The organism is Filimonas zeae, from assembly GCF_014641615.1.
GTDB classification, from domain to species: Bacteria; Bacteroidota; Bacteroidia; order Chitinophagales; family Chitinophagaceae; genus Filimonas; species Filimonas zeae.
Genome location: NZ_BMIB01000004.1, coordinates 159,993 through 176,209, shown reverse-complemented (window position 1 = coordinate 176,209; position 16,217 = coordinate 159,993). Strand labels below are relative to the sequence as shown.

7 protein-coding genes are annotated in these 16,217 nt (G+C 45.9%); 6 read left to right on the top strand and 1 reads right to left on the bottom strand.

All coding sequences use genetic code 11. From position 1 onward, the window contains the following. The first annotated feature begins 117 nt into the window (after positions 1-117). From IEY13_RS19390 to IEY13_RS19375, 4 genes are read left to right on the top strand one after another with little or no spacing between them, the layout of a single operon-like run. The gene (locus IEY13_RS19390; RefSeq protein WP_188955299.1) at positions 118-4,563 is read left to right on the top strand and encodes a PKD domain-containing protein; all 4,446 of its coding nucleotides are present in this window, start codon (positions 118-120) and stop codon (positions 4,561-4,563) included. 24 nt (positions 4,564-4,587) lie between these two features. Further along, positions 4,588-10,164 (top strand): T9SS type B sorting domain-containing protein, encoded by a 5,577-nt coding sequence (locus tag IEY13_RS19385; RefSeq protein WP_188955297.1) that lies wholly within the window; start codon positions 4,588-4,590, stop codon positions 10,162-10,164. A 31-nt stretch (positions 10,165-10,195) separates the two neighbouring features. Next, positions 10,196-11,200: a PorP/SprF family type IX secretion system membrane protein gene (locus IEY13_RS19380; protein WP_188955296.1), complete on the top strand. Its 1,005-nt coding sequence runs from the start codon at positions 10,196-10,198 to the stop codon at positions 11,198-11,200. Positions 11,201-11,213: 13 nt separating this feature from the next. Then, on the top strand, positions 11,214-13,244 hold the full coding sequence (locus tag IEY13_RS19375) for an OmpA family protein (protein WP_188955294.1): 2,031 nt from the start codon (positions 11,214-11,216) through the stop codon (positions 13,242-13,244). A 54-nt stretch (positions 13,245-13,298) separates the two neighbouring features. On the opposite strand, the gene IEY13_RS19370 is transcribed toward IEY13_RS19375, so the two are convergent. Continuing rightward, positions 13,299-13,928 (bottom strand): response regulator, encoded by a 630-nt coding sequence (locus IEY13_RS19370; protein ID WP_188955292.1) that lies wholly within the window; start codon positions 13,926-13,928, stop codon positions 13,299-13,301. Positions 13,929-14,612: 684 nt separating this feature from the next. Between IEY13_RS19370 and IEY13_RS19365 the strand changes: the two genes are divergently transcribed. Continuing rightward, positions 14,613-15,230, top strand: a complete 618-nt coding sequence (locus IEY13_RS19365) for a hypothetical protein (RefSeq protein ID WP_188955290.1) — start codon at positions 14,613-14,615, stop codon at positions 15,228-15,230. A 131-nt stretch (positions 15,231-15,361) separates the two neighbouring features. Then, positions 15,362-15,961, top strand: a complete 600-nt coding sequence (locus IEY13_RS19360) for a D-glycero-alpha-D-manno-heptose-1,7-bisphosphate 7-phosphatase (protein WP_188955288.1) — start codon at positions 15,362-15,364, stop codon at positions 15,959-15,961. Positions 15,962-16,217 lie beyond the last annotated feature (256 nt).

Genomic DNA, 16,217 nt, shown 5'->3' with positions numbered 1-16,217 from the left:
GCTTCGTTTTGCGTCCGTATACTTTTGTATGCTGGGTAATTTAACAAATAGTTCAGAATTATCCGGGTCCGGCAACGGTTAACCTCTTAATTAAAACAAACCAGACAGGAAGTAAATATGAGAACACATCTACGTATCATCATCTTATGTTTGTTAACAGCTGCATACAGTGCTGCCTTTGCGCAAAACTGTACTATTAACGCAGGTGTACCTACAAGATTGTGTCCTTTCGACGAATTTATTTTAAAAGGTACTTCCAGCGGCCTTATTAAAAAAACAGGCGTATGGAAGCAGGTAAGCGGTCCCGCTGTTACCATTGTAAACCCCAACAGCCTTACCACAAAAGTTACCGGCTACGCCCCCGGCAATACCTATAAGTTCCGGTTAACAGCTACCTGTACAGATGGTGCTGTTATTTATGATGAGGTAACGTACGAAACACTGGTGGCCAGTACGGCCAATGCAGGCGTAGATATTAATGCCTGCCCCGGTACCATACAGCTGAATGCTAACAGCCCCGGTGCCAACGAAACCGGTGTATGGTCTATTGTTGGTTTATCCAGAGATTCTATTTACGATTTTAATGCTCCTGCCACGCAGGTAAAAATAAGAGATACCCCTGCTGCGGTATCTACCTATCGTTGGACTATTACCAACACCAACGGTTGTTTAAGCAGAGATGAGTTGGTGGTGCGCAACTCTGGTGGCCGGGCAGTAAATGCAGGTCCGGATATTGTTTTGAATAACTGTTATTCCGTTTCTCACTCCGTAACCATGCACGATGCCAGTTATGGTGGAGATATTACCGGTAACCCGGTAAATGGCCAGTTTGGTACATGGACCCTGGTAAGCGGCCCCACCGTTCCTACCTTCGAAAATATCCATAACAACACCTGTTTTATTTCCGACTTGTATACAGGCACCTATGTTTTCCGTTGGACGGTAGTAGGCCCTTGCTTCAGTGGGTCTGATGAGGTAACCGTAACCGTGCCTCCGCCAACACAATCAGTAACTGCCTCTTATAATATTAAAGACATTTTTTGTGATAGCCGCAACACCACTATCGTACAGGCACCTCAACCCAAATATGTAAATGAGGTATTTACCTGGACAAAAAACTGGGGTGATGGTAATATCACCGATATTCATTCCCCTACTGCTACCGTAACAGGCCTGGTAGGTAATTCGGTTTCTTTTAACTATGAAATAAGGAATACCGTTACCAACTGTGCTACACTGGGGCAGTACGAAATTAATTTTGTGGATCCTGCTAAAATATCCACGCCTCCTGTAATTACAGCTATCTGTGGCGCTACTTCTACTATCGTACCTATTACAGCAGATGGTGGTGGCAGTGCTGCCAGAACCAGATGGGCGCTTATTGGCGCTCCGGCAGGTTCGTTTATACTCAACGGCGGTATTGGTAACTTCTGGGATGTAGGTAATTTAAACATGCTGGTAGAAGGTATGGATGTAACCGGCGATTACCGGTTACGTTATAAGCGTACTACCGAGTCAGGCACCGGCGGTTGTATTGATGCTTATGCTGATGTACTTATCCGCGCATCTAAAGCACCTACTGCATCTAACGCAGGTACCAGACAAATTCTGGCCTGTAACGTAACCGAAACCAACCTGGCAGGTAACGTGCCTTCGGTAGGTACAGGTTCCTGGTCGCAGATCAGCGGACCCAATACCGCTACTATGGCCGATAAAACAGATCCTACTACGCTGATTTCAGGTTTAATCAGTGGCGAATATAAATTCAGATGGATTATAACGGGTAACGTAGGCTGTACCGATCAGCAGTCTGATGTATCCGTGTTTGTGTCTCTGGCAACACCTACTGTTGCTTATGCAGGCGTAGACGAAACAATTTGTAGCAACACACCCTATACTTTAAAAGGAAACAGTCCCGTTTTAAATGAATCCGGTACCTGGACAGTAGTTACCCCTTCCGCAGGAGGGGTAACTTTCTCCGATGTTAACGATCCTCAGGCCACTATTTCAGGCATGAGCCCTAATACTACTTATACATTTAAGTGGACTATTACCAACCCCTGTAGCTTTACAGAAGATGAAGTGTCTATCACTACTTCTGCCGCTGTTGGTCCTAAACAGGCCCAGGCGGGTAACGATGTGTGTCTGGCAGGCAGCAGCACTTCTTTCGTGCTCAGCGGTAACGAACCTACGGGTATTGAAACCGGCGCATGGACGGTAGAATCCGGCCCATCGGGTATCTCTTTTACCGATGCCACGCAATATAATACTACGGTTACCAATGTAACCGATGGTACCTATACACTGGTTTGGACGCTTTCAACCCCTAACGGTTGTGCACCCAGCATAGATAAAGTAACCTTTACTGTTTCAGATCCGGCCACTACCGCCGTTGCAGGTACAGAAATAACTGTGTGTGCTGCAGGTGGTGTAGGTACTGCTACTATGGCTGCCAACGCTGCTATCATCGGCACCGGTAAATGGAGTCAGCTTGATGGACCGGGTGGTGTAGTTATAACTGATCCTTCCAATCCTGTTACTACCATTACCAATATGGGTGAAGGCCGTTATACTTTCCGTTGGACTATTTCTAACGGCGTATGTGCCGAAAACTACAGCGATGTTAAAGTGAATGTATACAGCAAGCCTACCGATGCTAACTCAGGCGGTAATATGGAAATATGTGATGCGGCAACAGCTACTTTACATGCCACTCCTGTTACAACCGGTACCGGCTTATGGTCGCAGATTACAGGCCCAGGTAATATTACCTTCTCCAGTTTCTCCGATCCCAACGCCAGCTTATCTGGCCTTATATATGGTGATTATGTAATCAGATGGACGACTACCAATTCAGGTAACTGTACCAGCACTTCTGATATGACATTGAAAGTTACCGGTAAAGCGGTGGCTGTTACTAAAGATGTAAAGCTTTGTAATTTATCTACAGCCAACCTGATAGGTAACGAACGTAGTACCGGTAAATGGACGCTGACTTCAGGCACGGGTGTTACCGTAACAGATAATACCTCTAACACCGCCATTGCTACCGGCATGGTGGCAGGTAACACGTATCAGTTTACTTATACCATTCCTGCTACTGCCAATTGCCCGCAAACTACTGATGTGGCTACCGTAGCGGTAAGTGAACTGCCTTCTACGGCTGATGCAGGTGCAGACCAAACCAATTGTATTCTGCTGCCTGCTACAACAGGTACTGTTAACCTGTCTGCAGTAGTGCCCACCAAAGGTACAGGTACCTGGTCTTATGCGGTACAACCTAATGGTTCCAGTCCTGCCCTGTCCAATGATCATGCAGCTAATGCTACCCTCAGCAACCTGGCTAACGGTGTTTATCTGCTTAACTGGACGGTAGCTAACGGCGCCTGCGCTGATAATATTGATGTGGTACGTGTATCTGTTTATCTGGAGCCTTCCAATGCAGATGCCGGTACTACCCAAACAGACGTGTGTGCGGCCAATGTGGTGCTGAAAGGAAATACTCCGGCGGTAGGTATCGGTACCTGGACGCTGGTAAGTGGTCCTAACACGCCGGTGATTGATGCACCTAATTCGCCTGAAACCCGTGTACTGGGTACTATTCAGGGTACATATGAGTTTAAATGGACCATCTCTAACGGAAGCTGCACCGAAAAATCGGATAACGTAAGCGTAACTGTAAGTTCTATGCCTGCTTCCGATGCAGATGCCAATGTAGGTAACGCTACCATACAGGCACTGTGTAACACTTCTTCCGGTGCTTCTGCTCCGTTACATGGTAACGCACCTGTTGCGCTGGAAACAGGTTTGTGGACGGTGGTATCTTCTTCAACAGGTGCCGGTGTAGCCAACTTTACCAATGCAACAGTAGCTACTACTAATATTAATAACTTATCTAACGGAACTTATCTGCTCCGGTGGACGTTGACAAACGGAAGCTGTCATACCTCCGATACCGTAAGCCTGAACGTGTTTAACGATCCCAGCAATGCCAACGCCGGTGCGCCTAAAACAGTTTGTTTGTACAGCCCGGTAATATTACAGGCTGCCTCACCGGTAACCAATGGTACAGGTGCATGGAGTTTTGTATCAGGCACCAGCACTCCGGTAATTACACCTGTTGATAATATCAGCGCTACTGTAACCGGTTTGGGTGCAGGGGTTTACAACTTCCTGTTCACTACCTCTAATGGCGTATGTACGCCTAAAACAAGCCCGGTTGTTTTAACCGTGGAAGATTGTAGCGTACAGGTGGTTAAAACCGCTTCTACACCTGAGTTGCAGGCAGATGGCAGCTATAACGTAACCTTTAAGTTTGTGGTTACCAACCCCAACACTACGGCCAACGTTAAAAATGCACAGGTAAGCGATAACCTGCGCACCACATTCCCGCTGCCTAAAACATTCACTAAAGTATCTCTGTCCGCTACCGGCACACTGGCATCCTCAGTAAACGCTGCGTTTGACGGAGAAACAGATATTAACCTGCTGAATGCAGCTACTGCAGTGATAAACCACGGTAGTACTGAAACTATCACCCTTGTTGTAAACGTTAAACTGTAACCTATCACCCGAATACCTTTTCAAATGAAAATGCTGAAAATAACATACTCATTACTGGTTGCCTTTCTGTTCGCGGCACTGTTGCCGGCAGCAGCACAGGCGCAGTACGGCCCTTATAAAAACGGGGCATCGGTAAGTGGTAAGGCCAGTATTGACGATAAAGACCTGGATAACAATACAGATGTTACGTTTAACTTTCCCATGATAGGTTTGGCTAAATCGGTTGCAGCGCCTGTGGCACTGACGGATAGCACTTACCGGGTAACGTATACATTGAAAGTGAAAAACTATGGTCAGTTGAACCTGGTAAAAGTGCAGGTAAGAGATACGCTTACAAATACTTTTCCTTTGCCTGCCGTGTACAGCAATGTTGTGGTAACAGCATCCGGTACACTAACGGCTTCTGCCAGCTACACAGGTGCAGCAACTGCTGCTGCCTTGCTGGATGAAAGTGCCAGTACACTGGCTGTAGGCGACTCTGCCACTATTACCATAGCGGTAACGTTGAAGAATAAAGACGCCTATGTATTCAGCAACAGCGCTACAGCTTATGCAGAAACTGCTGATGCCACAAAGGTGTTTGACGTTTCTGTGAATGGTTTGGTTGGCGATGCCAATGGCAATGGCAACCCTTTCGATGACAATTCAAAAACCCCCCTTGAATTAAGCAAGCCGGATATTGCCGTTGTTAAATCTGTAAACACCACCAGCCCGTATTTTGGCGATACCGTAACATTTAAAATCATAGTTAGCAATAATGGCCCGGGTAATGCAGCCAACTTCATTGTAAGAGATGTGCTGCAGAGCGGATTCAGACTGGTTTCTGCAACGCCGTTTACGGGTACTTATACCGCTTCCAGCGGCGAATGGCTTATTCCTGCACTGAGTGCAGGTGGTACACCTGATACTTTAACCGTAATAGCAGTAGTAAACGCAACCGGTATCTATACCAATACTGCTAAAAGCCTGCTGCCTAACGATGAAGATCCTGCTAATGATGAAAGCACGGTAACCGTAACACCTATACCGGCTGCCAACGTATCAATAGTTAAAGCAGTTAGCAATGCTGCTCCTTATACCGGCCAGCAGGTACAGTTTACCCTTACTGCTGCCAACGCAGGGCCAGGCACTGCTACCAACGTAACGGTAACAGATACGCTTAAGCAGGGGTATACTATTGTTACGCCGTTACCTTCCGGTGTTAACTATAATGCCACTAACCATATTATTACCTGGGCAGTGGGTACATTAACCAATGGTCAGTCAGTTAATGTAAACATTGATGCAACTGTAAACAGCGGATTTGCAACTGAAGATTATATTAACAGAGCGGTTGTTACCAGAACAGAGCACGACCCTGTTACCAGCAACGATACCAGTGTAGTAGTAGTAACTCCACAGGAGTCTGTTGATCTGGTAATGGAAAAAAGCATTGCTACCGGTACGCCTTTGTATGCAGGTGGCGAGGTTACTTTTACGCTGAAGGTTACCAACAACGGCCCTTCTTCTGCCACACTGGTAGAAGTAAGAGATACCCTGCGTAATGGCTACGACTTTGTAAGTGCCACACCGGCAAACTATGATGCCACAACCGGCATATGGTCGGTGGGTACCCTGGCTAAAGATGCCTCAGCTACTTTAACCATTAAAGCAACTGTAAAAGCTACCGGAACTGCGTACGATTATGGTAACGTAGCAACCGCTTACTCTAAAGAGTTCGATAGCGATTATACCAATAACAAAGATTCTATTACTGCACCAACGGTAACGCCGCAGGCAGATCTGGCTGTTACTAAAACAGTAGATAATGATAAGCCTGATGTGGGTAGCAAAGTAACCTTTACAGTAACAGTTACCAACAAAGGTGCAAGCACTGCTACCGGTGTGGTGGTAACCGATGTACTGCCTGGTGGTTACGAAGATGGTGTGTTTACAGCGCCGCTTGGTCAGTCTTACGATAAAAATACCGGTAAATGGACTATCGGCACCCTTGCCGCTAACGCCACTGCCACACTTACAGTAGAAGCTACTGTAAAAGCATCCGGAGATTATAACAATAAGGCCTCTGTTACAGGAAATGAAAACGATCCTGATCTCAGCAATAACGAAGCAGAAAAAACTACTGTTCCTGAAGCAGTAGCAGATCTGGCTGTTGAGAAGAGAGCAGATAATAATACGCCGGATAAAGGCAGCGCAATAACCTTTACCATTGTAGTAACCAATAAAGGCCTCAGTACTGCTAACAATATAGCAGTAACGGATGTGCTGAAAAGTGGTTATACATTCTCTGCAGCAACTGTAGAGAGAGGAACGGGTACTTACGATGAAAATTCGGGCATATGGAATGCAGGTTCACTGGTGTCTGGCGATTCTGCCAAACTGAAAATAACTGCAACGGTAAATGCAACCGGCGATTACAGCAATACGGTTACCGTAAAAGGGGATGAAAAAGACCCTGACGGAAACAATAATACCAGCACCATTACCCCAACACCGGTAAATATTACCGATCTGAAGGTGAAGAAAGAGGTGAGTAATAAAACACCTGATGCGGGTACAGATGTGGTATTTACCATTACCGTTACCAACAAAGGCATTAACGATGCTACGGGTGTGGAAGTGCAGGAAAAACTGGCTACCGGTTATACTTATAAATCTAACACGGCTACAACAGGCACTTATGATGATGTTGCCGGTTTATGGACAGTGGGCAACCTGGCCAATGGCGCTACAGCCATTTTACAGATAACTGCTACCGTAAACGCTTCCGGTAACTATGTAAACACCGCTACTGTAACAGGCAATGAAAAAGACCCTGTTACCAATAATAACGACAGCACTATTACTGTTACACCAGTGCCGGTAACGGACCTGGCGGTAACCAAATCTGTAAGCAACAAAACACCCGATGTTGGCAGCAAAGTAACCTTTACGGTAACTGTTACCAACAAAGGAGTAAGCAATGCTAGCGGCGTTACGGTAACAGACAAACTGCCTGATGGTTATGATAACGCGACCAGTACTATAACAGTAGTACCGGCGGGCAGCAGCTACGATAAAAATACCGGTGTGTGGACCATAGGTGCACTGGCTGCCAATGCCACTGCTACCCTTACGGTAGAAGCAACGGTAAAAGCAAGTGGTACTTACCTTAATACTGCTACGGTAACCGGTAACGAAAAAGATCCTGACGATAAAAACAACACAGGTGAAGAAACTACCAACCCGGTACCGGTAGCTGATCTGGCTGTGGTGAAAAGAGTAAGCAATGAAACGCCTGATAAAGGCAGCCTGGTAACCTTTACCATAGTGGTAACCAATAAAGGCCTCAGCACTGCTAACAATATAGTAGTAACTGATATGCTGAAAAATGGTTATGCATTCTCCAACGCAACCGTGGAGAGAGGTACTGGTACCTATGATGCTAATTCAGGTGTATGGAATGCAGGTTCTCTGGTAGCAAACGACTCTGCTATACTCAAGGTAACTGCAACAGTAAATTCCACCGGCGATTACAGTAATAACGTTACTGTAAAGGGCGATGAAAAAGACCCTGAAGGAGGCAACAATACCAGCACCGTTATCCCAACACCGGTAGATATTGCAGATCTGGAACTGAAAAAAGAGGTGAATAATGCAAGCCCTGATGCAGGTACCAATGTAATATTTACTATCACTGTTACCAACAAAGGCATTAATGATGCTACCCTGGTAAAAGTGAACGAGAAGCTGAAAGATGGTTATAGCTATCTATCCAGCGATGCTTCGGTGGGTACTTATGATGCTGGCGCCGGCGTATGGGATATTGGCAATCTGGCCAATGGCGCTACTGCAACCCTGAAGATTACTGCAAGGGTAAATGCGTCAGGTGAGTATAGCAACACCGCTACCGTAACCGGTAACGAAAAAGACCCTGACGGAAACAACAATACCCAAACCATACAAACCACACCGGTAGCGGTTACCGATCTGGCTGTAACCAAAGAGGTTTCTACTATTAAACCTGATGCGGGCAGCGAGGTAACCTTTACTGTTAAGGTGGTAAACAATGGCCCTTCTACTGCCAATAATGTAGTAGTGAGCGAACCATTGCCCACCGGATACACCTATGTACGCCACACTGCTAACAGAGGTGTGTACCAGAACGGTATCTGGAGTGTAGGGGTACTGGATAGCAGCAGAACAGGCGAACTGTCTATTACTGCACGCGTAAACGCAGGTGGCGATTATAAGAACTTTGTGAAGGTGAGCGGCTCTCAGAAAGACAGCAATCCGTTAAACGATACTGCATCTGCAACAGTAGACCCTGTGCCGGTAGCTGATATGCAGATTACCAAAAGGGCTTCTTCCCTGGGCTTTAATAAAGATCAGCAGATAACCTTTACACTGGTAGCACGCAACAACGGTCCTTCTAAAGCAACCAATATTGAAGTAACCGATAAGCTGCAAAGCGGTTTCACCTTTGTAAGTGTACAAGCAGACAATGGTACGTTTGATGCTGTAGCAGGTTTGTGGAAAATAGCTTCGCTGGATAGTGGTAAAGAAGCAACAGCTACCATGGTAGTAATTGCCAAAGCCACCGGTAACCACGTCAATACAGCAAACGTTACCGCTACAGAAAAAGACAACAACACGGGTAATAACGAGTCTTCTGTAACGCTTACCCTTAATCCTGATCCGGTAGCTACAGATGATGCAGCTACAACCGAAGAGCCTACGCCGGTAACTATTAACATACTGGATAACGATAAGGCCCTGGCAGGTACACTGGCCCCGGCAACTGTGGTTATTAAAACACAACCCACTACCGGAACGGTAAAAGTAAATGCAGATGGTACGGTTACTTATACACCAACAGATGGCTTTGAAGGCACAGTAACATTTACGTATACGGTTAAAGACAGCAATGGCAACGAAACCAATGTGGCTACTGTTACCGTAACGGTAACCAAACGTAAAGTAGACCTGGCTATTACCAAGCGCATTGTTACTGCTCACGATCAGATTGAAGTAGGTAAAAATGTAAGCTTTGAAATAGTGGTAACCAATAAGAGCACCAAAAAGGCTTCCAACGTTGAAGTAGCAGATATACTGGCTGCCAACCTGGGTGGTAACGATGTGGTGCTGGAAACCAAAACTGGTACAGCGGTGTACGATGCAGCTACCAAACGTGTTACCTGGACAATAGGTGGTATGGAAGGCAATGCCAGCGCAACGCTGATGGTTACTGCCAAAGTAATAGCTGGTGGTGCGGTAGAAAATACAGCAGTGGTTAGTGGTTCGGATGAAGAATCGGATATGACCAACAACACCGCTACTGTTACTGCCAATTCCGGCGCAGATGATCTGTTCATCCCTAACGTAATTACGCCAAATGGTGATGGTAAGAACGATAAGTTCATGATCCTCGGTCTGGCAGCGTATCCTAATACCGCTATCATGATTTACAACCGCTGGGGTAACATGGTATATCAGTCTTCTGATTATAAGAACGACTGGGATGGTACAGGCCTCAACGATGGTACTTACTACTTTGTACTTACCGTTCCTAAACCTGCCGGTAAGAAGGTGTATAAGGGATGGATTCAAAAATTAAACTAATTATCAAAGGGTAATTGATAAAACTATAGTTATGGGAACTTGCAAAAAAATGGGGCTGCTGGTGATATTGGTAGTGGCTATGCTGAGCAGCCGCGCACAGCAGGACATACAATTTAGCCAGTATGTTTTCAACCCCTTGTTTATAAACCCGGCTTATTCCGGCTACCGGGGCGATACCTATATCAGCGGTATCTACCGCCAGCAATGGGTAGGCGTACCGGGCGCCCCGCGCACAGCTGCTGCTTCGGTAGACTGGCTGGTGCCCGGCCGCGAAGAGCGTATGGCTTTCAGCGCCAAAGTAATGAGCGATAAACTGGGCCCGCAGAATACGCTGTTTGCCAGCGGGGGGTATGCGTACCGCATTCCTATGGATGAACTGGGTGCTAAACGCCTGTGTCTGGGTTTTGGCGTGGGTATTACCCAATACACCATAGATGGGCAGGCCTTTAAATATGTAGACAATAACGATGCGGCAGTACCGGTAGGTAAAACCAATAAACTGGTACCCGATGCCAACATAGGTGTATATTATTATACACCTAAATGGTACATTGGTCTGGCAGCTAACGATCTGTTATCTACCAGCACAGCCGATGTTAAATATACCTGGAGTGCGCAAACCTTCCGTTCTATGGAGCGCTCCGCGCACCTGTATCTGAACGCGGGTTTTGTAGTGCCGCTTTCTGCCACTGTTAAGTTAAAGCCCTCTTTTCTGTGGAAGGAAGATTTTAAAGGCCCCAGTAACGTAGATCTGAATGCATTTTTCCTGTTACATGATATTGTTTGGCTGGGCGGATCGTACAGAACCGGTTTAAGAGTATGGAACCAGGCTAAACTGCAGAAAGGACTGGAAAGCACAGATGCTATTGCTGCTATTGTAGAAGTATATGCTACGCCTACATTGCGCATTGGTTACTCTTACGACTTTACTACCAGTAAATTAAACCCTTATCAGAATGGAACCCATGAAATATCCGTAGGTATGCGTGTGCTGAGCAAGAAAGCAGAAAGAACGTTAAGCCCCAGATATTTCTAAAAGCATATAACAGATGAAAAAACAGATACTATTTCTTTCCCTGCTTTTACCGGCCATGTTTAGTAAGGCACAGGAACAGCCTACGCTGGAAAACCTGGCAGATAAAAGGTACGAGCGTTTTGAATTTGTGTCGGCTGCGCCTATTTACGAGCGTATTATTAAAGAAGGTAAAGAAAAGGCACAGGTACATTATAAACTGGGGTATTGCTACGAAATGATGCAGCAATACGAAAACGCTATTAATACTTACCGGCAGTATATGTATATGAGCGACAGTGCTGATGTTCAGCTATGGACGCGCATAGGCGATCTGCAAAAAATAATGAAGCGCTACGAAGAGGCTAAATGGTCGTACAACCGCTATGCGGAAAAAACGAACAACTACGCCGCTGTAGCAAAACGGATAGCAGGCTGTGATTCTGCTACGATATGGCTGGCAGATACGGCTGAAAAGCTCTCTCTGGTAAATGAGCGGTTGCTGAATACCGATGTTTCTGACTGGGGGGTTAGTTTCAATGGCAATAAGCTGGTGTTCACCTCCGATCATCCCATTGAGCAGAATAAGCCTATGAGTGAGAAAGAGCGTGCCCGTAAAACTTTTGGAAGAAACGGTCACGCATTCTTAAAGATGTACGAAGCGGATACTATTCCGGCTGCACAGGCAGGTGATAGCGTTCGCATGAATATAAAAGAGTTTAAGCCAGGTGGCGATACCTATGTGTATCATGCAGGCCCTGCCACTTTTACTGCCAATGGTGATACAGTATACTTTACCATTACCAATGAAGACAATAACCTGCTGTATGCCAAAGCCATTACCCGCAGTGTAGGTACCCGCAAGCTGGAGCTGTATTACGCCGTAAAAAACAGCAGCGGTGGCTGGAATACTCCCGTAGCTTTTGCTTACAACAAAGTGAAGTATTACTCCATAGGGCATGCGGCGCTGGCTAAAAACGGCAGCCTGCTGTACTTTGCTTCAGATATGCCGGGTGGCTATGGTGGTACCGATATATGGTTTTGCCGCAAAACGGCAGAAGGTAAATGGGATAAGCCTGTAAACTGCGGTGCGGTTATTAACACACCCGGTCAGGAAGCATTTCCTACCATTGTAGGCGATACTGCCCTGTATTTCTCCAGTAACGAACATGCTGGTTTAGGTGGTCTGGATATTTTCTCTGCCGTTGGTTCAGATACTGCCTGGCAACTGCCGGTAAACCTGAAGCCGCCTTTCAACTCCAGCTACGACGATTTTTATTGTGCTATTGCAAACCGCACCGGTTACCTGGCTTCTGACAGGGAAGGTGGTTTGGGTAGTGATGATATTTACTCTTTTATATTACCTCCCGTTGAACACCTGCTGCTGGTTAACACAGTCTACAGCCGTAAAGATTCTTCTGTGCTTACAGGTGCACATGTAGCGTTTACCTGCGCGGCTGTAGCTGTGGATACCGTTTGTACTGCAGATACTAAGGGCAGCAACAGGTTTGAGGTTCATAAAAACAACACCTATGTTATCCGCGCCAGCTATCCGGGTTATGTGTCTAACGCTATAGAAGTATCTACTTCCGGTTACAAACCCGTAGATACGGTGTATGCACAACTGTACCTGGCACCTGTACCGCCGCCGGTAATCATCCCTACCAAACCTAAGGTAGTACCTATGCCCGACAGGCATTTTGAAGTGGGTGAAACTTTTGTACTGGATAAGCTGTACTACGATACGGATAAGTACAACATTCGCCCCGATGCTGCCAGGGAGCTGGATAAACTGGTAGCTATTCTGAACAAATACCCCACTATTGAAATTGAGCTGAGTTCGCATACCGATAGCCGTGGCAGTGATGAGCATAACATGATATTATCTCAGAACAGAGCCAAATCTGCTGTACAATATCTGATTAAGAAAGGGATTGCGGTTACCAGAGTGGTGGCAGCCGGTTATGGCGAAACCAGATTAACCAACGGATGTATGAACGGCATAAAATGTTCAGCAAAAGAACATCAGATGAACCGCCGTACAGAAGTGAAGATTTTGAAAAATTAGGTTTTATTACATATTGAAAACAGGCTGCCTTATTCTTAGGGCAGCCACGATTCACTACGGAGTAAGAGAACGGTATTTCTGAATCAGCTCCACAATGTTTTTGATACTCAGTTTCTCAAATATTCTTTTCCGGTAGGTACTTACCGTACTTATCTGCAGGTTAAGAATAGCAGAAATTTCAGAAACACTTTTTGCTTCAATCAGCAATTGCATTACTTCTGTTTCGCGGTTGCTGAGTGTTTGCAGGGGATTGGCTACTGCGTTTTTATCGGCCAGGCGTTGCAGTAAAGATTGTTTTACATATTCGCTGGCATAAATATCGTAGTTGAGTACCGTTTTAATGGCTTTATCAATTTCCGGCCCTCTGGCACCTTTCGACAAAAAGCCGTTAGCACCCGCTTCAATGTAACGCTGGGCATACAGGTCTTCGTCGTAGGCAGAAAAGATCAGGATTTTGGTATCCGGTTGTCTTACCCGTATAGTATCAATCATTTGAATGCTGTTACCATTGGGAATATTAATGTCCAGGATAATTAAATCAATGGAGTGTTGATTAATGACTTTAATAGCTTCATTAAAATCATCTACCTCCAGAACGTTGGTTCCCGGATATAGATTTTTCAAAAGAATGCTGATGCCCAGTCTCACGATGGCATGGTCTTCCGCAATTAAAATATTAGTCATTCAAGGGCGTTTATACTAAAATCTACACAAATAAACACTATTTCTCCTGCAATTCTACAATTTCGGGTGTATAATCCCATGCCCGGAACGGAAAAACAAAGTTGGCCCGTCCATTTGAAAATTTCCCCGGCTTGCCTTAAATTGTACTTACAACGCCTGCCATGCAGGCCCTGAATCCGATATTCTCTCCCGAAAATCCGGTAATGCCGGCTATTGAAGCCTGTTTCTGAACCGGAAAATCCGAAAAACCGATAATAAATACGCGGCTATTGCGCCGCGAATGCAACTGCTGAACGGTTGGGATGCCCTCACCGGGACATGGTGAGTCCTCATCGGGAGGTGGTGAGCCCTCACCGGGACATGGTGAGCCCTCATCGAGACGTGGTGAGTCCTCACCGAGACATGGTGAGCCCTCATCGAGACGTGGTGAGCCCTCATCGGGAAGTGGTGAGCCCTCATCGGGAAGTGGTGAGCCCTCATCGAGACTTGGTGAGCCCTCACCAAGACTTGGTGAGCCCTCATCAAGACGTGATGAGCCCTCACCAAGACGTGATGAGCCCTCACCGGGTCGTGATGAGTCCTCACCGGGACGTGGTGAGTCCTCACCGGGACGTGGTGAGCACGGCCGGAAGAGTGGATTGTTAGAGCGATTTGTTTGTAATTGATTGAAAAACAATATAGCGTATGAAAAAGTTTCCTGGATTTTTTCCCAGAAAAGAGGCTGATAAGGTTCTTTGGTTCAGAAATTATGCCCTTAAACTGGAGCAGTTGGGCACAGTTGGTAGTAAGGGGGCCGAAGAAATACAATATCAGATTAATCTTGCCCGAAAAGTGGCCAACGTAATAGAAGAAACCAATACGGTAAAAAATGAATACCGGTCTAAAGTGGAAGAGAAAGATGCGCTGATTGTAGCGGCGGAAAAAGAAATCGGCATCATGGCGTTGTATATAAAAAAGGTATGGGGGGAAAATGAAGGCCTGGCGCATTCACTGGGCATTGTAGGTGGAAGCCAGCAGATGGATAAAAATGAATTGCGCCCGGAAATTACGGTAGAACTGGCCAACAAGGCGGTAAGAATTATGTTTAAAAAACAGTACACACATGGCATAGCCGTTTACGGAAGGTTGCGTGGGGAGTATGACTGGACTTTTCTGGGCAATGAGGTTACTTCGCCTTTCTGGGATAAGCGGCCATTGCAAAAAGAGTTTGTGGCTGAAATGAGAGAGTACCAGGCCAGGTGTACTATTAACATGCAGGAAGTAGGACATTTTTCATCCATTGCTTCTGTGGTGGTAGGCTAAAGTTGCAACAGAAATTTTGCCTTCAGGTTGGTGAACAGTTTTCAACTGTAATGCGTTATTAAAAAACAGGCGGCCACTTTCCACCCGCCTGTATGCGCTGAGTTACTCACCTATCTGAATACTAATATACTATGACCAAAGCCGTATTTATCGACCGGGATGGAACCCTTATCAGGAACAAGCCCTGGAACATTAATCCAGACACCGTTGAGCTGGATGATTGCGCTACCGATGCCCTGCGGTTGCTGCAACAGAACGATTTTTTATTGCTGGTACTTGCTAACCAGGGAGGAATAGCCAAGGGACATTTTACCGCCAAAGAAGTAGATGTGGTAAACAAACGCATTGCCGATATGCTGGCTGCCGAAGGCGTATATATTGATGCCTTTTACTACAGCCCCTATCACCCCGATGGAATTGTAACCGAGTTTGCCCGCAATTCAGACGATCGCAAACCCGCATCGGGAATGTTGCTGAAAGCCGCTGATGCTTTTGGTATAGACCTCTCGCACAGCTGGGTAATAGGCGATATGCTGGATGATGTGGAAGCCGGACACCGGGCAGGGTGTACTACCATATTATATAATAATGGTAACGAAACAGACTGGCGTACCGACCGGTTTCGCGAGCCGGATTATATTGTAAACGACCTTTATAAAGCTGCCTGTGCAGTTTGTGAAATACATGAGCCGAGAATTGTGAGTTATGAGTTTTCGTTAGATCCGTTGTAGGGGGCTGTTGCGCTTCCGGCTTTCAAATTTACTCATCAAATAACGGTATAGATATAAGGATATAGGGATGAATGAATATTTTTAGTATGTTACATATTCATCCTTATATCCTTATTTTAATATGCCCGTTGCTCCCCGTCAACCCTGTGTAGGCAAATACTTTTTTATTAAAATCATAAGTGAAGAACCGGAGGGGGCGGTGGTGTTTTTAAAAGAGTATCCGGTTCCTGATTGTATACTGCGGAGAAAAATACCC

Coding starts and splice junctions, on each gene's coding strand:
- IEY13_RS19385 (WP_188955297.1), top strand. CDS start 4,588: ATGAAAATGCTGAAAATAACATACTCATTACTGGTTGCCTTTCTGTTC.
- IEY13_RS19370 (WP_188955292.1), bottom strand. CDS start 13,928: ATGACTAATATTTTAATTGCGGAAGACCATGCCATCGTGAGACTGGGC.
- IEY13_RS19365 (WP_188955290.1), top strand. CDS start 14,613: ATGAAAAAGTTTCCTGGATTTTTTCCCAGAAAAGAGGCTGATAAGGTT.
- IEY13_RS19380 (WP_188955296.1), top strand. CDS start 10,196: ATGGGAACTTGCAAAAAAATGGGGCTGCTGGTGATATTGGTAGTGGCT.
- IEY13_RS19390 (WP_188955299.1), top strand. CDS start 118: ATGAGAACACATCTACGTATCATCATCTTATGTTTGTTAACAGCTGCA.
- IEY13_RS19360 (WP_188955288.1), top strand. CDS start 15,362: ATGACCAAAGCCGTATTTATCGACCGGGATGGAACCCTTATCAGGAAC.
- IEY13_RS19375 (WP_188955294.1), top strand. CDS start 11,214: ATGAAAAAACAGATACTATTTCTTTCCCTGCTTTTACCGGCCATGTTT.